Here is an 18,987-nt window from a genome sequence, read left to right on the forward strand (position 1 = left end):
CTTTCGTTCCCATCCAGTCGGGCGGGCCACTGTGGGCGAACACGCCTGCCGCACCCTGACCAGGAAGCTCACGCCTACGCACCAGAACATGCCCCGAGCACGAGCAGTCGCCCACCGCCCCCAAGCTTCGCCACAAGGATGACAATGACCGAGCAGCAGCTGCCCACCTGGGCCGATCCCGCCGTCTCCCCCGCCGACCTCGACGCCCAGGGCATGTCGAGGCGCGGACTCCTGCGCCGCGCGGGCCTGTTCGGCGCCGCGTTCGCGCTCGGGTCGGCGGCGACCCCCGCGTCCGCCGCGTCCGGCCGCGGCCTGGGCGGCGAGGACCCGCGCCTCGCCTACCTGGTCGGCGACCACCACGTCCACTCCGTGTACAGCCACGACGCCAAGTACACGTTCTCCCAGCAGGCCCGGGCCGCCGCCAAGTACGGCCTGGACTGGATGGTGTTCAACGAGCACTCCAACTTCGGGCACGCCTACTACGGCGCGAAGCTGGAGCACGCGGAGATCCTCAAGGCCCGTGCCGAGAACCCGCGCCAGCTGATCTTCCAGGGCCTGGAGTGGTACATCCCGGCCGCCGAGCACTGCACGGTGTTCGCCGCGCCCGGCCCGCACGAGACCGACCTGCTCACGCAGTTCGAGCTGGCCTACGACGGCAAGCTCCTGGGCTACACCGAGGGCTCGGCGGGTGCGGCGGACACCGCCCGCAACGAGGCGCACGCCGTCAAGGCCATCCAGTGGCTGGCCGAGCAGCGCCGCACCGGCTACGTCGACGACGTCCTGGTCCTCGCCAACCACCCGCTGCGGCTCGGCATCGACTCCCCGCACGAGATGCGCAACTGGCGGGACGCAGGGTGGGGTGGCGGGAACGAGGAGGCCGCCGAGATCATGATCGGCATGGAGGGCGCGCCCGGTGCCCAGGGTGCCGCGATCCCCGGCTGGCGCGGGGCCACCTCGATCCGCGGCGAGTACGAGAACAAGCCCTCCGCCCAGTCCTGGGCGGGCTACCCGGCGGACGCCTACCTGACGTACGGCGGCTTCGACTGGGCGACGGCGACGGTCGGCGGCCTCTGGGACGCGATGCTCTCCGAGGGCCGCCTGTTCACCATCACCACCAACTCCGACAACCACCGCACGGTCTTCGACACCTGGAAGAACGGCGACTGGCTGCCGGGGCAGAACTTCGACAACACCGGCAAGCTGCCCGACCCGGTCGACACCGACACCCCGCAGCCCGGCAGCGACTTCTGGCCCGGCGAGTTCAGCCGCACCCATGTCGGCGTGACCCGTTACGGCTACCGTGCGGTGATGGCGGGCCTGCGCGCGGGCCGGGTCTGGCTGGACCACGGTCACCTGCTCGACGGCCTGGACGTCCGCCTGACGCGGGACTGCGACCACGGCGCCGGTGTCACGCTGGGTGGCCGGCTGCGCGTCCGCAAGGGCGAGCGGATCACCCTGAACGTGACGGTGACGACCGCGTCCCGGGCCAACGCCCAGGGGATCCTGCCCCAGTTGGCGCACGTCGACGTCATCCGGGGCGCGGTGCGCGGCCCGGTCGCCGACCGCGACACCTGGCAGGCGCCGGACACCAAGGTCGTGCAGTCCAAGGACGTGTCCGGCCGCAGGGGCACGTACACGCTGCGCATCCCGGTCACCGCGGGCGACGAGTCGTTCTACGTCCGGCTGCGCGGCAGCGACGGCAAGCGCAACGGCACCGGCTACCTGGGCGCGGCGATCGACCCGCACGGCCCGATCCCGCACGAGCCGGGCAACGGCGACCCGTGGGCGGACACGTGGTTCTACTCGAACCCGATCTTCGTGGACGTGGTGGGCTGAGCTGGGCTGAGCGCCCCAAAGGGGCGCGGGGAACTGCGCGCCCAGCCCCCACCGGCCCGCAGTTCCCCGCGGCAGCAGCCCGGGGAATCGGTTCCGGGCGAAGCCCTACGCGTAGAACCGCGACAGGCTCTGCAGCACCGCGGCGGGCTTGGTCCCACCGTCGATCTCGATCGTCCCGTCGACGACGATCTGCACGCCGCCCGGCACGTCCTCGACCTCCGTCAGGCGGCCGGCCAGCCGGATGCGGGAGCCGACCTTCACCGGGGACGGGAAACGCACCTTGTTCAGGCCGTAGTTGACCTTCGTGGTGACGCCCTGGACGTCCAGCAGCTCGGTGAACAGGGGGATGAACAACGACAGGGTGAGGTAGCCGTGGGCGATCGGGGCGCCGAAGGGGCCCGCGGCCGCACGCTCCGGGTCGACGTGGATCCACTGGTGGTCGCCGGTGGCGTCGGCGAAGGTGTCGATGCGGTCCTGGGTGACCTCGATCCAGGCACTGGTGCCCAGGTCGCTGCCCGCGAGCTTCTTCAGTTCGGCGAGGCCGTTGACGGTGACGGTCATGTGGCGTTCCTTGGCTGGGAGTCGGGAGAGCCGTAGCGCTTGCGCACGCGGGCCTTGAGGAGCTTTCCGGAGGCGGTGCGCGGGAGTTCGTCGGCGAGCACCACCGATTTGGGGAGCTTGTACTTGGCGAGCCGCCCGGCCAGCGAGGCGAGCACCTCGTCGGGGTCGAGGACGGTGCCCTCGCGGGGCACGACCACCGCGCGCGGCACCTCGCCCCACTTGTCGTCCGGTACGCCGATCACCGCGCACTCGGCGATGCCGGGGTGGGCGAGGAGCAGGTCCTCGATCTCGGCGGGGTAGACGTTCTCGCCCCCGGAGATGATCATGTCCTTGAGGCGGTCGACGACGAAGACATAGCCGTCCTCGTCGACCGTGGCCGCGTCCCCGCTGCGGAACCAGCCGTCCGCGAAGGAGGCCGCGGTCTCCTCCGGCAGGCCCCAGTAGCCGGGCATGACATGGGGTCCGCGGACCATGATCTCGCCGGGCTCGCCGACGTCGACCGGGGTCAGGTCGGGCCGCACGACCCGTACGTCGCTGAAGAAGTGCGGCACGCCGGCCGAGCCCGCCTTGCTGATCGCGTGCTCGGCGTCGAGGAAGAGGACGCCGGGTGCGGCCTCGGTCATGCCGTAGCCCTGCAGGAAGGTCAGCCCCCGTTCCTGGTAGACGGCGATCATCGGGGTCGGGACCGGGGAGCCGCCGCAGGTGAGGATGCGCAGGGAGGAGAGGTCGGCGTCCGGCCAGCGGGGATGGCGGGCCACCTGGTCGAACATGGTCGGGACCCCGAACATGAAGGTGATCCGGTGCTGTTCGATCAGGTCGAAGGTGACGTCCGGGTCGAAGGACTCCACCAGGACACAGGTGCCGCCCTTGAGGAGGACCGGCAGGGCCAGCATGTTGAGTCCCCCGGTGTGGAACAACGGGGCGGAGACCAGGGCGCGTTCGTCGGCGGTCAGGTCGGTGTCGACCAGGACGTTGAACGCGTTCCAGGTCAGGTTGGAGTGCGTGAGCATCGCGCCCTTGGGGCGGCCGGTCGTCCCCGAGGTGTACATGATGATGCAGGTGTCGTCGGGGGCGACCGGTTCGTCGATCGGGTCGTCGGCCGCGGCTGCCAGCAGCTCCTCGTACTCCGGGCCGACCTCGACGTACGTCCGGACGTCGGTGGTGCCGGGCAGGCCGGCGACGAGACCGGCGTGCGAGGGGCCGTAGAGGAGGGCCTTGGCGCCGGAGTCGCCGAGCTGGTAGGCGATCTCGGGGCCGACCAGGCGGGTGTTGAGAGGGACGAAGACCGCGCCGAGCACGCCGGCCGCGAACAGGGTCTCCAGGTAGGCGGGGTGGTTGGGGCCGAGGTACGCGATGCGGTCGCCGCGGCGGATGCCCCGGGCGCGCAGGGCGTGGGCCAGGCGGGTGGTGCGTGTGTGCAGGGTGCGGTAGTCGGTCGGCTGCCCGCCGAACACCAGTGCCGTGCGGTGCGGGGTCTTGCGGGCCCGGCGTGCGGGCCACGACCCCAGTCCCTCGTTGCGCATCTGCGGCCCCTTACGACGTGGTCAGCCCGAGCAGGCGGGCGGCGTTCTCCTTGAGGATCTTCGGCCGGACCTCGTCCTTGATGGGCAGCTTCGCGAAGTCGGCGAGCCACCGGTCGGGGGTGAGGACGGGGAAGTCGGAGCCGAACAGCACCTTGTCCCTGAGCAGCGTGTTGGCGTACTGCACCAGCTGCGGCGGGAAGTACTTCGGCGACCAGCCGGACAGGTCGATGTGCACGCCCGGCTTGTGGGTGGCGACGGCCAGGGCCTCGTCCTGCCAGGGGAAGGACGGGTGCGCCAGGATGATCTTCAGGTGCGGGAAGTCGGCCGCCACGTCGTCCACGTGCAGCGGGTTGCTGTACTTCAGCCGGATCCCGCCGCCGCCCGGGACACCGGCGCCGATGCCGGTCTGGCCGGTGTGGAAGAGGGCGATGGTGCCGGTCTCCTCGATCACCTCGTAGAGGCCGTAGGCCACCGCGCGGTCGTTCGGGAAGAAGCCCTGGATGCTGGGGTGGAACTTGAAGCCCTTGACCCCGTACTCCTCGACCAGGCGGCGGGCCTGCCTGATGCCCGCCCGGCCGCGGAAGGGGTCGACGGAGGCGAAGGGGATCAGGACGTCGGGGTTGGCGGCCGCGGCCTCGGCGACCTCCTCGTTGGGGACGGGCGCGGTGCCGGTGGCGGACTCGGCGTCCACCGTGAAGATCACGGCGGCCATGTTCCGTTCCCGGTAGTAGGCGGCGGTCTCCTCGATCGTCGGTTTCCGCTTCCCCTCGGTCTTGAAGTAGGCGGCGGAGGCGTCGTGCAGGTCGTCGTCGAGGGAGGAGTGCCCCCGGGAGGAGATCTCGGCGTGCGTGTGGACGTCGATCGCGGTGAGAGCCTCGATGTCCATCACGCCTCCGGGAGCTTGGGCGCCGGGATGCCGACCGTCTGGAGTTCGGCGCCGACCGAGGTGGGGAAGGCGTCGGCCAGGGTTTCCGGGGTCCAGCCGCCGTCGGCGTAGGCCGCCCTGATCTCCTGCGGATGCGACCAGAGTGCCACTTTGTCGCCGCCGATGCCGATGGCCTGGCCGGTGATCGAGCGGGCGGCCTCGGAGGCCAGGAAGGGCACGAGGGCCGCGCAGTCCTCGGGGGTGCCGAAGCCCTCGCCCTTGCGCAGGAAGCCCGGGAGCGGCTCGCCGTTCCGCATGGCCTCGATGTACGGCGCGAAGGCGGGGATGGTCTCGGTCATGGCGGTGGCGGCCACCGGGACGATCGCGTTGACGGTGATGCCCGCCCGGCCCAGCTCCATCGACCAGGTGCGGGCCATGGCGGCGATGCCGGCCTTGGCGGCGGCGTAGTTGGTCTGGCCGAAGTTGCCGCGCTGCCCGGCCGGGGAGCCGACCAGGATCAGGGTGCCGCCCTCGCCCTGCTCGCGCATCCGGACGGCGGCGGCCCGGGCGCAGGTGAAGGTGCCCTTGAGGTGGGTGGTGAGGACCGCGTCGAAGTCGTCGTCAGTCATCTTCCACAGCACCTTGTCGCGCAGGATGCCCGCGTTGGTGACCAGGACGTCGAGGCGGCCGAACTCCTGGACCGCCCTGTTCACGAGCCGGTCCGCGGCCTCGGCGGTGCCGACCGGGACCACTTCGGCGACGGCGGTGCCGCCGGCCTCGGCGATGGACTTCACGGCCTGCTCGGCGACGGTCTCGTCCACGTCGTTGACGACCACCGAGGCGCCGTGGGCGGCGAGGGCGTGGGCATAGGCGAGGCCGAGGCCCCGGCCACTGCCGGTGACGACGGCGGCCTTGCCGGTGAGATCGATGGTGGGCACGGTCGGTCCTTTCACAGACGACGGTGGCGGCCCCGGAGGCCACCTGCGGCTTTCGAGATCGAAGCTAAGAGCAATAATTGTTGTCGTCAATAGTTGTTGTCGGCCCACGGGTGCCTCATGCTGGAATCTGTGCCACAGACCGCCCCGCCGCCGGGGCCCGGACCAGGGAGACCGCCATCACCCGCCAGCACACCGAGAACCCGACCTCGATCGACGCGGACGAGCCGTGGATGCGGGGGCTGCACGCGGACACGGGCTACCTGCTGTACCGCCTGGGGCTGCGCTCGGGGCAGCTCTTCAACACGTTCCTCCAGGAGTCGGGGCTACGGCTGCGCCACTACGCGGTGCTGCGGTTCCTCGCCGGCTCGGAGGGGTCGCTCCAGCGGGAGCTGAGCGCCCGGCTCGGCTACGACCCGAGCGCGATCGTCGGTCTGGTCGACGACCTGGAGAAGCTGGGCTTCGCCGAGCGGCGCCCCTCCCCCGACGACCGCCGCAGCCGGATCGTGGTGCTCACCGAGGCCGGCCGGGCGTTCCTGCGGGACACCGACGAGGCCGGCCAGCGCGTGACGAACGAGCTGCTGGGCCCGCTCGACCCCGCCGAGCGGGCCACGCTGCACGCCCTGCTGCTGCGCGTCGCCGACCGGCCATGACCGCCGCCGCCCGCTCCGCGCCCGACCGGCTGCTCGCGGTCCTGGCCGCGTTCGACCACGGGCATCCGGCGCTGAGCCTGACGGACATCGGCCGCCGGGCCGGGCTCACCCTCACCACCGCGCACCGCCTGGTCGGCGCGCTCACCGCGTGGGGCGCGCTGGAACGCGACGCGGACGGCTACTACCACGTGGGACTGCGGCTCTGGGAGCTGGCCGCGCTGGCGCCGCGCGGTCTCGCGCTGCGGCAGATCGCGCTGCCCTACCTGGAGGACCTGTACGAGGCGACGCACGAGAACGTGCAGCTGGCGGTGCGGGACGGGTCGGACGTCGTCTACATCGAGTGGCTGTCGGGGCGTTCGGCGGTGGGCGTGCACATCCGGGTGGGCGCCCGCTGGCCGCTGCACGCGACCGGGGTGGGGCTCGCCCTGCTCGCGCACGAGACGCCCGGCTTCCAGCAGGACTACTGCGCGGGCCCGTTGACGTCCTTCACGCCGTACACCGTCACGGATCCGGCCCGGTTGCGCCGCTCGCTGGCCGAAGTGCGGCGCACCGGCGCCGCGGTGAGCGCCCGTCAGGTCACCGACGACGCGCTGTCCGTGGCGGCTCCGGTGCGCGGGGCGACGGGACAGGTGGTGGCGGCCGTCTCGGTGGTGGTGCCCGAGGCCGACGCCCAGGTACCGGTGCTGGTCCCGGCGGTGCGGCTGGCGGCCCGCGGGATCTCCCGGGCCCTGGGCTGGCAGCCGGACCGGACGACGGGGCAGCCCGTGTAGCGTGTCCGGGTGACGACGAGCGAGGTGTACCGGGAGCTGGGCGAGGCCGCCTGGGGGTGGGTGCTCGGGCAGGTGCGACAGGACGAGGGTCCCTGGCTGCCGGAGACGGTGTCGGAGGAGCACACCGGGGACCCGGCGCCCGGCGAGGACCGGGACTCGCTGTACGCGGGAATCGCCGGACTCGCCCCGGTGCTGGCGGAGATCGCGCGGTACCGGCCGCTGAGCGGGCCGGAACAGGCCCTGGCTGCCGGGATCGTGAACCGCCTGTCGGCGCAGGCACCCGTCGTGACCGAACCCTCGCTCTACCTCGGCCTGGCGGGCCACGCCACGGCGCTGCGGCTCCTCGCGCCGGGCAGCGAGGCGATCGTGCTGCGGCGGCTCGCCGAGCTCGCGACCCCCGAGGGCTGGCGGACCACGACCACGTTCGTGCCGGATTCCGACGCGCCGCTGAGCGACATCATCATGGGCGTCGCGGGCGTGGTCATGACGGCGGTCTGGGCGGGCGGCGAGTACGCGGAACCGATCGCGACGACCGGCGGCGAGGCCCTGCTGCGGATGGCGGACCGCACGGAGGCGGGCCTGGACTGGGGGATCTCGCCGAGCAGCGAGTCGCGGTCCCCGAACTACTCGCACGGCGCCGCCGGGGTGGGCGCCGCCCTGGCGATGGCAGGCGCGACGGCACACCGCGAGGACTTCGTCGCGGCCGCCGTGGACGCGGCCCGCCATGTCCTGTCCATGGGCTCGCTCGCGGACGGCGGCTTCGTCGTCCCGCACACGATCCCGCCGTCGAAGCGGGAGGTGGAACCGGTGACGTACACCTGGTGCCACGGCCCGGCGGGCACCTCGCACCTGTTCACGGCGCTCGCCCACGCGGGCGTCACCGAGGTGGCGGGGCACGCCGTCGGGGAGTTGCGGCAGCGCTGCCTGACCTCGATCCTCACCTCGGGGCTGCCGGAGCGGCTGCGCCCCGGGTTCTGGGACAACGACGGCCGCTGCTGCGGGACGGCGGGCGTCGGGGACGTCCTCCTCGACGCGGCGCAGGACTGCGCGGGGACACCGAGGGCGGACACGCTGGTGAGCGCCGCGCTGCGGATGGGTGACGCGCTGGTGGAGCGGGCGGTCCGGGACGGGGACGGGGCCCGCTGGCGCTTCGTGGAGTACCGCATCGCCACCCCGCTGCTGCCGCCGGGCACGTCGTGGATGCAGGGCGCGGCCGGCATCGCGGCCTACCTGCTGCGCCTCGCCCGCTACCTCGACACCGGTCCGGACGCCCCGGTCGTGGACCGCCCGGACCAGTGGTGGGCGGTGCCGGCGCGGGTGCGCGGCGAGTGGCCGGCCCTGGTCAGCTGACCGCCGCCGTCGCCGTGTAGGTCACCTCGTCCTCCCCGTGGTGGGCCGTGCCCCGGCAGGTGAGCGTCGTGGCGGTGGAGACCTGGGGGCGGCTGACGCGCCAGTGGACCGTGAGGCGTTCGCCGGGGTCCAGGCGGGGCGCGGTGGCCTCGTCCCGGGCGTGGGCGGTCCAGCCGCTCGGGATGTCGAGGGCGAGCCGGGCGGCGTTCCAGGGGCGCGCGGAGCCGTTGGCGAGCGTGGCGCTGACCGTGAACTCCGTTCCCCCGCCGCTGACTTCGAGGGTCACGCCGAAGGGCCTGCGCGGGTACACCGGCGCCCACGACGCGTGCATCAGCTTCACCAGCGCGTCCGCCCGGGCCGGCCGGGCGGCGGCCAGGTCGTGCTCCTCGCCGGGGTCCCGGGCGAGGTCGTACAGCTCCACGTCCCACTGCTCGTCCGGGGCGCGGCGGTTCTGGCCGGGCGCGAACCGGACCGCCTTGAGGTCGCCCTGCCGCAGGGCTTCGGCGAGCCGGTCGCCGCGGCCGTGGTCCGCGGCGTTCTGGCGGACGGTGACGCCGTCGTGGTTGCGGTAGAAGTAGAGGCTGTCGTGGCGGGCGGTGTCGGCGGAGCCGCGCAGGAGCGGGGCGATGGAGAGGCCGTCGACGTCCGCGGGGGCGGGCGCGCCCGCGAGCTCGGCGAGGGTGGGCAGCAGGTCGGTGAGCGGGGTGGGCCGGTCGGTCGTGCCGGCCTCGACGTGTCCCGGGGACCAGGCGATGAACGGGACGCGGATGCCGCCCTCGTACAGGTTCCGCTTGTAGCCGCGCAGCGGGCCGTTGCCGTCGAAGAGGTCGGGGTCGGTGCCCGCCTCCTCGTGCGGGCCGTTGTCGCTGGTGATCAGGACCACCGTGTTGTCGGCGAGGCCGAGCGCGGTGAGCTCGTCGGTGACGTCGCCGACCAGGGTGTCGAAGGTGGTGACCTGCGCCGCGTGCCGCTTGTTCGGCCCGGTCCAGGGGCGGTCGGCGTACGCGCCGACGTGCGGGTCCTTGCTGGGGGCGTGCGGCACGGTCGGGGCGAGGTAGAGCAGGAACGGCTCGTCACGGTGGGTCTGGAGGAAGCCCAGGGCGCGTTCGGAGATGAGGTCGGGGGCGTAGACCTTCTGGGCGCCGCCCTTGTTGGCCGGGATCTCCTCGCGGGTGCCGTTGTGCCACAGGTACTCGGGGAAGTAGTCGTGGGCGTGGTGGTGGGTGAGGTAGCCGTAGAACTCCTCGAAACCACGGGCGTTGGGGTGGCTCGGCTGGTCCGGGCCGTTGGGTCCGAAGCCCCACTTGCCGATCAGGCCGGTGCGGTAGCCGAGCGCCCTGAGCGCCTCCGCGAACGTGAAGTCCCGGTCGGTGAGGGCGCCCTGGCCGCCGGGTCCCCAGGGGTTGGTGCGCACGGTCGCGTGCCCGCCGTGCAGGCCGGTGAGCAGCGAGCAGCGCGAGGGCGCGCACACCGGGGCGGCCGCGTAGGCCTGGGTGAAGCGCAGGCCCTCGGCGGCGAGGGTGTCCAGGCGCGGGGTGTGCATCAGCTGCTGGCCGTAGGAGCCGAGCTCGCCGTAGCCGAGGTCGTCGGCGAGGACCACGACGAAGTTGAGCCGGTCGGACGGGTGCTGCGCGGCCGGGGCCGCCACGGCGGGCTTGACGGTGTGCCGGGGTTGCTCGGCGGCCGGCTGTGCCGCGTCCCCGTCCTCGCACCCCGCGACCGCCGCGAGCGCGACGGGCGCGGCGGCGGCCCCGGTGAGGAAACGACGGCGGCTGGGCATACGGATCCCCCGGAGTGACGGTGACGCGTGGTCCTGAACAGATGGTGGTCGCGGCCATCCGTCCAGGACCATGCACACGCTGTGAACGCTCTGTTTCGACTCGTGAGAGGGAAATCCGGGCTCGGAGGTTCCCGCTCCACGACGTCAGAATGATCACAGACGGGCGCGGGACGCGGTCACATGGGTGCCGGTTCGGGCGCTCCGGTACGGGGCACGGGCGTGTCGTCCTCCAGGGGGTGGGCGTAGCGGCGGAAGCCGGGGACGTGCTCGGCCCGGCGCAGGGCGCCCCGGTACAGGACCATGCCGTGGACGGAGGTGCCGTCGTCGCGCCAGCAGACGAGGGGGACCCGGCGGGCGTCCCCCTCGTCGGTGACGAACAGGGCCACGTGCCCGCCGGCCGCCAGCAGGCTCATGCCGTGCCGCCCGGCGGCTCGGCGGAGAACAGCCGGCCGTACCCGGTGATCCCGTGGGCCGCCCCGGCCGCTCCGGCCAGGTGCAGGGCGTGCCAGAACAGGACCTGGTTGGCGGTCAGGACCGCGAAGCCCAGCTCCTGTTCCAGGGCGTCGATGACGCCCACCGCGCGGATGCCGTTGCCGGCCACGAGGACGGCGTCGGGCCGGTGCCCGGCGACCGTGGTGCGGATCCACTCGGACAGCGCCCCGGGGGTGATCAGCCTCTGGTTGCTGGGCAGCCCGCACGGGCCGTGGTGGACGACCTCGAAGCCCTGTTCGGTGAAGTAGTCGGCGCCGAGCCCGGACAGCCGGTCGTCGAACCACGGCGGGTTCACGAGGGCGATCCGGCCGGTGCCGAGCGCGGTGAAGCCGGCCACGGCCGCCGTGGTGGTGCCGGTGAGCGGCAGTCCGCGGGTGACCCGGGCGAGCCGGGCGAACAGGTCCTTCTCGCCGGCCGCGCCGAGAACGTAGGCGGAGCTGGTGAAGCCGAGCGCGATCGCGTCGAGCGGGGCGGCGGCCAGCAGTTCCACCGCGTCGTCGATGTGCGGCGGTTCCACGAAGGCCCGCACCGGGTCGTGCGGGATCTTCGGGTCCATCTCGCCGCCGGCCCGCATCGCGCCGAAGTGGACGCGCGACCCGTGCACGAACACGTCCTCGGGCGCGATCGCCTGGAACTCCGACTCCGGGCCGACGTCCGCGTGCGGTACGACCACGCCGATGCGCGCCCGCGCCTCCCAGCCGTCCTTCTGGGCTCGGATGGTGCTCATCTCCGTGTCTCCTCGTCGTCGTCGGGGCCGTCGGGGCGCATCAGGCGGACGCCTCGGCGGCCAGCGAGCCGCCGCGGACCGTGCCGGTGCCGGTGGCGTTCAGGAAGCCGGGGTGCTTGCGGCGCATGTTCGCCATCACGAACTCGTAGGGAACGTCGTCGAAGCCGCCGTGGTCGGTCAGGAACTCCATGCTCTGGCGGCCCTGGTCGTCGAAGGGGTGGTGCAGGCTGTCGGCGGTGCCGTCGAACTCCAGCGGCTTCATCCCGTACAGCCGGCACAGGATCTTGTTGAAGACCGGGGTGGCCTTGACCCACCTGCCGTCCAGGTGGACCGAGTTGAGGCCGTGGAAGAAGACGTCCCCGCCGATGTGGGCGCGCAGCCGGTCGGAGGCGAGGTGGTTGCGCACGTCGCCGTAGTGGACGCGGGCGGGAATGCCCACGGCCCGGCAGGCCGCCGCGTACAGCGCGGACTTGTGCAGGCAGAAGCCCTTGCGGGTGGCCGCGGTGTGGCTGGCCCGCAGCCCCCGCTCGGACAGGTCGGCGCCGTACACCTCGTAGAAGACGTCGTCGCGGACGGCGTGGTAGAGCTCGACGGCCAGCCGGCGCTTGTCCGCGCCGCGGTCGGTGACCGCCTCGTCGACGAAGGTCTGGACGGATTCGGTCTCGTAGTCGAGGAAGTCGGTGGGCGCGGTGAGCCGGCGCAGGTCGTCCGGGGTGAGTGCGTTCATGGTGACCCTTTCGTCAGCTCCCGGCTCACAGGCCCAGGAGGGAGGCGATGCGGTTGCGCTGGATCTCGCTGGTGCCGGAGTAGATGGTTCCGCCGACCGCGTTGCGCACGTCCCGCTCGATGCCGGTGGCGGTGAGGTAGCCCTGGCCGCCGAAGATCTGGACGGCGTCGAGCGCGGTGCGCTTGTTGGCCTCGCTGACCACGGTCTTGGTGGCGGCGACGTCGATCGCGGCGTCCTGGCCGGCCGCCACCTTGGCGCCGGTGTCGGTGAGCCACTTGCGGGCGGTCTCCACCGCGATCTTCATGTCCGCGATCTTGTGCGAGACGCCCTGGAAGGCGCCGATCGGCTCGCCGAACTGACGGCGGGACCTGGCGTACTTGAGGACGCGCTCCAGCCGGTGTTCCATCTCGCCGAGCGTGAGGGAGAACGAGAAGAGGATCTCCCGCTTCATCACGTGGTCGAGGACCAGGAAGCCGGCGCCCTCCTGGCCGATGCGCCGGGCGGCGGGCACCCGCAGCCGCTCGAAGGTCACCTCGCTCAGCGGGGAGGTGCGCAGCCCCATCTTGCCGAGCGGCTCGCCGACCCGCAGACCGGGGGTGTTCCGCTCGACCAGGAAGACGCTCAGGCCGAACGGGCCGGGCTTTCCGGTGCGCACGTACAGCAGGAAGAGGTCGGCGATCGGGGCGTTGGTGATGAACGTCTTGCCGCCGTCGATGACGTAGTCGTCGCCGTCCCTCGTCGCGGTGGTGGAGATGTTCAGCGCGTCGGAGCCGTTGCCCGGCTCGGTGATGGCGTGCGCGGTGATCAGGTCGCCCGTGACGATCCGGGGCAGGAAACGGTCCTTGAGCTCCTCGGAGCCGAACGCCTGCAACGGGACGCCGACGCTGACGATCTGCGTGGAGGCGGAGAAGCCGAGGCCGGCGTCGCGGCAGGTGTGCCCGAGCCCTTCGAGGGCGCGCATGGTGTCGGTCAGGGTGCCGCCACGGCCGCCGTACCGCGTCTCGAACGGTACGGTGAGCAGTCCGGAGCGCTGGATCGTCTTCCACTTCTCCCAGGGGAACTCCGCCCGGGCGTCCCACTCCTCGACGGCGTGGTTGAGTTCGTCCGCCCAGGGGGCGACGAGGGTGTACGGGTCCGGTCCGGTGCCCGTGTCGGTTCCGGTTCCGGTGGTCCGCGGTGCGGACGGTGCGGGTGTCATGCGTGTGCTGCCTTCCGGTACGTCGCTGGTCGGGGCCGGGGCCCGCGCCGCCGCCGGCGGGGCGGGCCCCGGGTCGCGGAACTCAGTACTGGGAGAAGCCGTCGGGAGACAGCGTGTGCTTCTCGTCGCCGCGCAGAGCCGGACTGAACACGGATATGAGTCTCAGGTCCTCGTAGTCGGAGGCCACGAGGTAGTGCGCGTCGTTCTCGTCGAGGGCGTAGATGGTGCCCTCGGTGATCTTGTAGCGTTCGCCGGACGCGGTGACGACCTCGCCGGAACCGCCCGTGCAGTAGCAGGCCTCGAGGTGGCGGCGGTACTGCAGGGCGCTCGTGGTGCCCTTGCGGACCAGCGTCTCGCACACGGTGAAGCCCATGCCGTCGGCCTCGGTGAGCAGGCGGTGGCTGGTGCCGTTGCCCCACTCGACGGCGGCGAGCTCGCTGGTGCTGCGGACGATCATTCATGTCTCCTGGTGTGTGAGGGGTTCGTCCGGAGGATTTTTTGGAAGCGCTCCGGAGTTCGTTCCGGGTTCTCTGTGGACATCCGGGCATCCGGACATCCGGCAATCCGGAAAACGGCTCAAGCGGCCGTCTTCGTCGTGGTCTCGACGAATGCCGAAATGGCGCCGATGCTGCGGAAGTTGTCCGGGGTCAGCGGAATGTCGTCGATCGGGATCGAATAGGTCCGGGAGAGGTGCGAGACGATCCGGACCACGCCGAGGCTGTCGACCACTCCGTTGTCGATGAGGTCGAACTCGGCGGTCAGATCGGCCGTGTCCTCTCCGTCGAGGAACTCGGCGACCACATAGCCGCGAATTTCGTCCGCCAGGGAGGTCATGCGGGATTTCCCTTCTGTCGTGCTGCCTTGATGAGGTTGCGGTCGGGTTTTCCGGTGGACGTGCGCGGCAGCGGGGTGTCGCCCACGTGCACGGAGGACGGGATGGCGTGGCGGGGCAGGCGCTCGGCGCTGTGCGAGCGCAGCCTCAGTGAGGTGAGCGAGGTGCCGGGCCGCCGGGTCACCTGGGCGTGCAGCCGGTAACCGGCCTCCGGGTCGGGGATCGCCACGACGGCGGCCTCGGCGACCTCGGGGTGGGCCGCCAGGACGTTCTCGACCTCCTGCACGTTGGTCCGCACCCCGCGGACCTTGACCTGGAAGTCGGTGCGTCCCTGCAGCCGGTGCAGGCCGTCGGCGTCCCGGGTGACGAGGTCGCCGGTGCGGTAGAAGACCTCGTCGCCGCCGTCGGGGGCGGGCACGAACACCCCTTTGTTGCGGGAGCGTTGCAGGTACCCGGCGGTCTGGAACGGCGTGGTCACGAGGAGTTCACCGGTGCCGGGCCCGTCGATGACCCGGCCCTCGCCGTCCAATAGCAGGGCCCGCACCCCGGGCAGCGGCCGGCCGATGGGGGTCTGCGCACCGGCGGCCGCGGGGTCGGCCTCGTAGCTGAAACTGTCGTTGGTCTCGGTGCAGCCGAAGACGTTGTGGCAGGCGGCGCCGGGGAAGGCCGTGCCGAGCTGCCGCAGCAGTGCCTCCGGCAGCGCGTCGCCGGTGAAGACGACCGTGCGGACCGTCGGGTGCACGGCACCGTCCTGGGCGAGCAGCCGGTGCAGCATCGGCACGCCCTGGACGAAGGTGACCTCGTGCCGGGCGATCAGGTCCTGCAGGTGACGCGCGTCGGCACTGGACTCCTGCTCGACGAGGACGGACCGGGCGCCCAGCCGCAGCGCGGTCCACACGTCGAGCAGGGAGAGGTCGAAGTTCAGCGGTGCGTAACTGAGCAGCGTGTCCTGCGCGGTGAGGCCGAACCGGCCGGTCGCCCAGTCGGCGAACCGGTCGAAGCCGTCGCCGGGGATCGGCACGATCTTCGGTGTACCGGTGGAGCCGGAGGTGGTGAGCAGCAGGGGCGCGGCGGCGGGGTCCGCGAAGTCGAAGTCCCGGGCGGCCTGTTCGTCCGGCGTGACCGGGGCGGTGTCGAGCACCCCCTGGGCGTCGACGGTCAGCGTCCGGGAACACCGGGCCTGCGCGGCGAGCGTCGCACGGGCGGCCGAGCCCAGCTCGGGTGAGGGCGCCAGGACCGCGTAGCCGGCCCGGAAGGCGGCGACGAACAGCGCGATCGTCCCGGGCGTCTTGTGCGCGGGCACGCACAGCGGCTGCCGCCGGTCGAGCCCGAGTCCGTCCAGGGCGCCGGCCAGCTCCTCGGCGAGGCCGACCAGCTCCCGGTAGGTAACCTGCCGCCCGCCCCGGATCAGGGCCACCTGGTCGGGCCGGCGGCGGGCGTGGGTGGCGAGCGCGTCAAAAAGGCGTGATGATGGCACAGTTTCCCCCAATTCGTGCACCTGTCCATGTGAAAGCGACATGCCAAGGGGGGTGACGGCGCCAGAGCCGCGCCATAGAACCCGCGGAGCCCGGCAGCCATCAGCTCGGCCGGCTCCGCATCACTCCCCCGTGATCGATCCGCGACTAACCGTACATGCGATGCATGCAGAGTCAAGCATGTAAATGTGCCGGTCATCAGTGATGCACATCACCGGCCACCAGGCATATGAGGGCGTCAAGTTTGCTTGATGAACTATGTGTTTCGGGTTGCCGAAACGGCTTTCACCAAGGTGTCGCACCCCTTAAGGAAGGGTGCGCCGCGAGGAGCCGGGCGTTCACCCGGAGACACGACGCCGAGAACGGAAAACGCCGAAAGCCGTCCCGGAGGACGACTTTCGGCAGGCGGGTTCCGACCGGGCGGAACCGGAAGGCGCGGCGGCGCTCAGAGGGCGCTGCGCAGCGCCTGGACGGTACCGGCCAGCTCAGCGGTGCCGCCGGCGGTGTTCAGCGCCGAGCTGAGGACCTCGGAGTAGGTACCGCGCGCGTCGGTGTAGCGCTGCCTGCCGTCGTCGGTGATGACGGCGTAGACGCCGCGCTTGTCGTCGGGACACAGGTCCCGCAGGGCGAAGCCGGCCGCGAAGAGGCGGCCCACCAGGCGCGTCACCGAGCTCTGCCCGAGCCCGACCTTGTCGGCGAGTTCCTGCATGCGCAACTCGCCGTCCTTGGCCTGCACGAGACACTCCAGGGCCCGGAATTCGGAGAGGCCTATGCCGTGCCGGCGCTGCAGGGCCTGGGTGAGCTGGCGCTCCACGTGCGCGTGCAGGGCGAGGACCCTCCCCCACATGGCCTGATCGGACGAGGCGGCCGACGCATAGGTGATCGTGGTCGTCATGGACAGCTCCCTCTCAGGCGGCGCGTTGACAACAAGATACATGTTCATGCAAGCTTTGGTCGTCCGCTCGATTCTTCCAGCGGATCTTGCACATCCAAAGAACATGCACGTACAAACAAGTATCGAGGGTCTTATGCCCGGCACCAACGCGTCCAAGGGCTCAGCCCGCCCGTTGTGCTCCGGCTCCGCATGTCCACGGTCCGAGTCGAGGAGCGACGATGTCACCCACCGAGATCCCGGAGAGCGAGCTGACCGAGTACGCCCGTGAGGCGGTGCGGATCAGTCGCGAGCACGTCGCCGAGGGCGGCATCCCGTTCTCCGGTGTGGTGGTCAACGACGGCCAGGTCCTCGGCACCGGCTTCAACCGGGTGCACGAGGACAACGACCCCACCGCGCATGCGGAGGTGGTCGCGCTGCGCGAGGCCGCCGCGAAACACGGGCTGCACGCCACCGCCGGGGCCACGCTGATCGCCTCGGGTGAGCCCTGCGCCCTGTGCTACATGGCGTCGCTGTACTTCAGGGTCGGCCACATCGTCCACGTGGCCGACCGCAGGACGGCCGCCCGGTACGGCTTCGACTACTCGGGGTCGTACTCGATCTTCGCCGAGGACCCGACGGCCTGGCAGATCAAGGTCAGCTCGCTGCAACTCCCGGAAGGGACGCAGCCGTTCGAAGAATTCCTCGCCCGCAACCGGAGGCGGCTGTGACCGGCACGGAAACCAGCAGGGTCGGCATCAAGGTCTGGTCGGACTATGTCTGTCCGTTCTGCATGCTGGCCGAGGGCCCGCTGCACGAGGCCACCCACGACCTCGACGTCGAGATCGAGTGGATGCCGTTCGAACTGCGACCCCACCCCACCCCGACGCTGCGGCCGGAGGACGAGTACCTGCCCGCGATCTGGGCGCGTTCGGTCTATCCGATGGCCCGCCGGATGAACGTGGACATCACCCTGCCCACCGTCTCACCGCAGCCCTACACCCGGCTGGCGTTCGAGGGCTACCGGTTCGCGGCCGAGCACGGCAAGGGTGCGGAATACACCCCGCGGGTGCTGCGGGCCTTCTTCCAGGAGAACCAGGACATCGGCCGACCGGACGTCCTCGCCGCCATCGCCTCCGAACTGGGCCTGGACGAAACCGCTTTCACCGCGGCGCTGACGGACGGGACCTACGCCGAGGCCCACCAGGAGGCGCTCGGGACCGCCGCGGCGTACCGCGTCTCCGTCGTTCCCACGCTCGTCATCGGCGAGAGCCACCGCATCGAGGGTGTCCCCACCGCGGCCCAGATCCGCAAGGCCGTGCTCGACGCCCAGGCCGAACAGGCCGTCGCCCGCGGTGCCGCGTGCGGCATCGACGGCTGCTGACGGCTGCTGACACGGCAGCGGGTTCTCGGCACCCGGCCGCACCACCACCTCACGTCCCGGCGGACCACCGCTCGGTCGCGCCCATCGAACGAAAGGAAAGCCCATGCAGTGGCTCTACCTCGCCATCGCGGACATCTTCGAGATCACCGTGGCCATCGCGGCCGGCAAGGCCGAAGGCTTCAAGAACCGCAAGTGGACCGTCGTGACCCTGCTCAGCGGCGCGATCGGGACCTACTTCCTCAGCAAGGCCCTGCTGACCTTCAACGTCGGTGTCGGCTACGCCATCTGGACGTCCGTCGCCGGCGTCGGCATCACCCTGCTCGGAGCGGCGGTCTTCGGACAGCGCCTGGACTGGCGCAAGGCCCTCGGTATCGCCGTGATCATCACCGGGGTCGTCGGCCTGCAGCTCAGCGGTGCCGCCTGAGGAACCCCCGCCGTCGCCGGACCCACACTCTTACGAAAGGACGCACTCCCATGTCCAACACCGGCCGTTCCTCGGCCAACGCCTGGCTCGTACTTCTCCTCGCCGGAGGGTTCGAGGTCGGCTACGCGCTCTCGGTCGGCGGAAGCCACGGCTTCACCCGCCTGACGTGGTCGCTGGTCGCCGTCGTGTTCTTCCTCCTGACGCTCTGGGCGCTGAGCGTCGCGCTGCGCACCATCGACGTCGGTATCGGCTATGCCGTCTGGGCCGGAATCGGGTCGGCCGGTGCGGCGCTGCTGAGCCCCGTCTTCTTCGACGAGTCGCTCACCCTCGTCCAGGCCCTGTGGCTGGGCGTCATCATCGTGGGCGTGGTGTGGCTCAAGCTCGCCGACCGGCCGCAGAGCACCCCGGAGCCCCTAGACGCCCTTCAGGGCGCCGGGACGATCGACGCCCGGCTGCAGGAGACGCAGGGCGCGGAGCGCTGAGGGGGCGCGGAGCAGGGGTCACGGACTCCGAGGTGAACAGACGGCGGGACATGTCTCTCCAGGGTGGGTGGTGAGGGTGGATCGGTGGGTGGCTGGGTGCGC

General features: G+C 71.6%; 21 protein-coding genes. 8 read left to right on the top strand and 13 right to left on the bottom strand.

The window, feature by feature from the left end; all coding sequences use genetic code 11:
- Positions 1 to 144: 144 nt before the first annotated feature.
- Complete coding sequence (locus ABT137_RS40115) at positions 145 to 1,836, top strand: histidinol-phosphatase (RefSeq protein ID WP_351716729.1); 1,692 nt, start codon at positions 145 to 147, stop codon at positions 1,834 to 1,836.
- A gap of 105 nt (positions 1,837 to 1,941) precedes the next feature.
- Here the strand turns inward: ABT137_RS40115 and ABT137_RS40120 are convergent, their stop codons facing one another.
- From ABT137_RS40120 to ABT137_RS40135, 4 genes are read right to left on the bottom strand one after another with little or no spacing between them, the layout of a single operon-like run.
- Entirely contained in the window at positions 1,942 to 2,397 is a 456-nt protein-coding gene (locus ABT137_RS40120) for a MaoC family dehydratase (RefSeq protein WP_351716731.1), read from the bottom strand.
- Complete coding sequence (locus ABT137_RS40125) at positions 2,394 to 3,920, bottom strand: acyl-CoA synthetase (RefSeq protein ID WP_351716732.1); 1,527 nt, start codon at positions 3,918 to 3,920, stop codon at positions 2,394 to 2,396. The genes ABT137_RS40120 and ABT137_RS40125 overlap by 4 nt, the downstream gene beginning before the upstream one ends.
- 10 nt (positions 3,921 to 3,930) lie before the next feature.
- A complete protein-coding gene (locus ABT137_RS40130) occupies positions 3,931 to 4,806 on the bottom strand; it encodes an amidohydrolase family protein (protein ID WP_351716734.1) in 876 nt (291 codons plus the stop codon).
- Entirely contained in the window at positions 4,806 to 5,723 is a 918-nt protein-coding gene (locus tag ABT137_RS40135) for an SDR family NAD(P)-dependent oxidoreductase (RefSeq protein ID WP_351716736.1), read from the bottom strand. The genes ABT137_RS40130 and ABT137_RS40135 overlap by 1 nt, the downstream gene beginning before the upstream one ends.
- 230 nt (positions 5,724 to 5,953) lie before the next feature.
- On the opposite strand from ABT137_RS40135, the gene ABT137_RS40140 reads away from it, so the two are divergent.
- The 3 genes from ABT137_RS40140 to ABT137_RS40150 are packed head-to-tail and all read left to right on the top strand — an operon-like array spanning position 5,954 to position 8,493.
- Positions 5,954 to 6,373: a MarR family winged helix-turn-helix transcriptional regulator gene (locus ABT137_RS40140; RefSeq protein WP_351716776.1), complete on the top strand. Its 420-nt coding sequence runs from the start codon at positions 5,954 to 5,956 to the stop codon at positions 6,371 to 6,373.
- The gene (locus ABT137_RS40145; protein ID WP_351716738.1) at positions 6,370 to 7,143 is read left to right on the top strand and encodes an IclR family transcriptional regulator; all 774 of its coding nucleotides are present in this window, start codon (positions 6,370 to 6,372) and stop codon (positions 7,141 to 7,143) included. The genes ABT137_RS40140 and ABT137_RS40145 overlap by 4 nt, the downstream gene beginning before the upstream one ends.
- A gap of 9 nt (positions 7,144 to 7,152) precedes the next feature.
- A complete protein-coding gene (locus tag ABT137_RS40150; RefSeq protein ID WP_351716740.1) occupies positions 7,153 to 8,493 on the top strand; it encodes a lanthionine synthetase LanC family protein in 1,341 nt (446 codons plus the stop codon).
- On the opposite strand, the gene ABT137_RS40155 is transcribed toward ABT137_RS40150, so the two are convergent.
- The 9 genes from ABT137_RS40155 to ABT137_RS40195 form a co-directional block, all read right to left on the bottom strand.
- Positions 8,486 to 10,273, bottom strand: a complete 1,788-nt coding sequence (locus ABT137_RS40155) for a sulfatase-like hydrolase/transferase (protein WP_351716741.1) — start codon at positions 10,271 to 10,273, stop codon at positions 8,486 to 8,488. The genes ABT137_RS40150 and ABT137_RS40155 overlap by 8 nt on opposite strands.
- A 176-nt stretch (positions 10,274 to 10,449) precedes the next feature.
- A complete protein-coding gene (locus tag ABT137_RS40160; RefSeq protein ID WP_351716743.1) occupies positions 10,450 to 10,686 on the bottom strand; it encodes a DUF6253 family protein in 237 nt (78 codons plus the stop codon).
- A complete protein-coding gene (locus ABT137_RS40165) occupies positions 10,683 to 11,492 on the bottom strand; it encodes a maleate cis-trans isomerase family protein (protein WP_351716744.1) in 810 nt (269 codons plus the stop codon). The genes ABT137_RS40160 and ABT137_RS40165 overlap by 4 nt, the downstream gene beginning before the upstream one ends.
- Before the next feature lie 40 nt (positions 11,493 to 11,532).
- Entirely contained in the window at positions 11,533 to 12,219 is a 687-nt protein-coding gene (locus ABT137_RS40170; RefSeq protein WP_351716746.1) for a transglutaminase-like domain-containing protein, read from the bottom strand.
- A gap of 25 nt (positions 12,220 to 12,244) precedes the next feature.
- Positions 12,245 to 13,417 carry an acyl-CoA dehydrogenase family protein gene (locus ABT137_RS40175; protein ID WP_351716747.1) on the bottom strand — a complete coding sequence of 391 codons (1,173 nt, stop codon included), beginning with the start codon at positions 13,415 to 13,417 and terminating at the stop codon, positions 12,245 to 12,247.
- An 82-nt stretch (positions 13,418 to 13,499) separates the two neighbouring features.
- Entirely contained in the window at positions 13,500 to 13,874 is a 375-nt protein-coding gene (locus ABT137_RS40180) for an ectoine synthase (protein WP_351716749.1), read from the bottom strand.
- 119 nt (positions 13,875 to 13,993) lie between these two features.
- A complete protein-coding gene (locus tag ABT137_RS40185) occupies positions 13,994 to 14,251 on the bottom strand; it encodes an acyl carrier protein (protein WP_351716751.1) in 258 nt (85 codons plus the stop codon).
- Complete coding sequence (locus ABT137_RS40190) at positions 14,248 to 15,726, bottom strand: AMP-binding protein (protein ID WP_351716753.1); 1,479 nt, start codon at positions 15,724 to 15,726, stop codon at positions 14,248 to 14,250. The genes ABT137_RS40185 and ABT137_RS40190 overlap by 4 nt, the downstream gene beginning before the upstream one ends.
- 443 nt (positions 15,727 to 16,169) lie before the next feature.
- Positions 16,170 to 16,619: a MarR family winged helix-turn-helix transcriptional regulator gene (locus tag ABT137_RS40195; protein WP_351716755.1), complete on the bottom strand. Its 450-nt coding sequence runs from the start codon at positions 16,617 to 16,619 to the stop codon at positions 16,170 to 16,172.
- A 218-nt stretch (positions 16,620 to 16,837) separates the two neighbouring features.
- Here ABT137_RS40195 and ABT137_RS40200 point away from each other — a divergent pair, with 218 nt between their 5' ends.
- From ABT137_RS40200 to ABT137_RS40215, 4 genes are all read left to right on the top strand, one after another.
- Entirely contained in the window at positions 16,838 to 17,326 is a 489-nt protein-coding gene (locus ABT137_RS40200; protein WP_351716757.1) for a nucleoside deaminase, read from the top strand.
- Entirely contained in the window at positions 17,323 to 17,979 is a 657-nt protein-coding gene (locus ABT137_RS40205) for a DsbA family oxidoreductase (protein WP_351716759.1), read from the top strand. The genes ABT137_RS40200 and ABT137_RS40205 overlap by 4 nt, the downstream gene beginning before the upstream one ends.
- Before the next feature lie 103 nt (positions 17,980 to 18,082).
- The gene (locus ABT137_RS40210) at positions 18,083 to 18,403 is read left to right on the top strand and encodes a DMT family transporter (RefSeq protein WP_351716761.1); all 321 of its coding nucleotides are present in this window, start codon (positions 18,083 to 18,085) and stop codon (positions 18,401 to 18,403) included.
- 50 nt (positions 18,404 to 18,453) lie between these two features.
- A complete protein-coding gene (locus tag ABT137_RS40215) occupies positions 18,454 to 18,885 on the top strand; it encodes a DMT family transporter (RefSeq protein ID WP_351716763.1) in 432 nt (143 codons plus the stop codon).
- Positions 18,886 to 18,987 lie beyond the last annotated feature (102 nt).

The sequence above is a fragment of the Streptomyces sp. NPDC001980 genome (genome assembly GCF_040296885.1).
GTDB lineage: Bacteria > Actinomycetota > Actinomycetes > Streptomycetales > Streptomycetaceae > Streptomyces.

Bases quoted from the DNA above. Each gene is read 5' to 3' on its own strand.
- ABT137_RS40175 (WP_351716747.1), bottom strand. From the start codon at position 13,417: ATGACACCCGCACCGTCCGCACCGCGGACCACCGGAACCGGAACCGAC.
- ABT137_RS40160 (WP_351716743.1), bottom strand. From the start codon at position 10,686: ATGAGCCTGCTGGCGGCCGGCGGGCACGTGGCCCTGTTCGTCACCGAC.
- ABT137_RS40180 (WP_351716749.1), bottom strand. From the start codon at position 13,874: ATGATCGTCCGCAGCACCAGCGAGCTCGCCGCCGTCGAGTGGGGCAAC.
- ABT137_RS40195 (WP_351716755.1), bottom strand. From the start codon at position 16,619: ATGACGACCACGATCACCTATGCGTCGGCCGCCTCGTCCGATCAGGCC.
- ABT137_RS40215 (WP_351716763.1), top strand. From the start codon at position 18,454: ATGTCCAACACCGGCCGTTCCTCGGCCAACGCCTGGCTCGTACTTCTC.
- ABT137_RS40165 (WP_351716744.1), bottom strand. From the start codon at position 11,492: ATGAGCACCATCCGAGCCCAGAAGGACGGCTGGGAGGCGCGGGCGCGC.
- ABT137_RS40210 (WP_351716761.1), top strand. From the start codon at position 18,083: ATGCAGTGGCTCTACCTCGCCATCGCGGACATCTTCGAGATCACCGTG.
- ABT137_RS40115 (WP_351716729.1), top strand. From the start codon at position 145: ATGACCGAGCAGCAGCTGCCCACCTGGGCCGATCCCGCCGTCTCCCCC.
- ABT137_RS40200 (WP_351716757.1), top strand. From the start codon at position 16,838: ATGTCACCCACCGAGATCCCGGAGAGCGAGCTGACCGAGTACGCCCGT.
- ABT137_RS40140 (WP_351716776.1), top strand. From the start codon at position 5,954: ATGCGGGGGCTGCACGCGGACACGGGCTACCTGCTGTACCGCCTGGGG.
- ABT137_RS40120 (WP_351716731.1), bottom strand. From the start codon at position 2,397: ATGACCGTCACCGTCAACGGCCTCGCCGAACTGAAGAAGCTCGCGGGC.
- ABT137_RS40130 (WP_351716734.1), bottom strand. From the start codon at position 4,806: ATGGACATCGAGGCTCTCACCGCGATCGACGTCCACACGCACGCCGAG.
- ABT137_RS40125 (WP_351716732.1), bottom strand. From the start codon at position 3,920: ATGCGCAACGAGGGACTGGGGTCGTGGCCCGCACGCCGGGCCCGCAAG.
- ABT137_RS40155 (WP_351716741.1), bottom strand. From the start codon at position 10,273: ATGCCCAGCCGCCGTCGTTTCCTCACCGGGGCCGCCGCCGCGCCCGTC.
- ABT137_RS40170 (WP_351716746.1), bottom strand. From the start codon at position 12,219: ATGAACGCACTCACCCCGGACGACCTGCGCCGGCTCACCGCGCCCACC.
- ABT137_RS40185 (WP_351716751.1), bottom strand. From the start codon at position 14,251: ATGACCTCCCTGGCGGACGAAATTCGCGGCTATGTGGTCGCCGAGTTC.
- ABT137_RS40145 (WP_351716738.1), top strand. From the start codon at position 6,370: ATGACCGCCGCCGCCCGCTCCGCGCCCGACCGGCTGCTCGCGGTCCTG.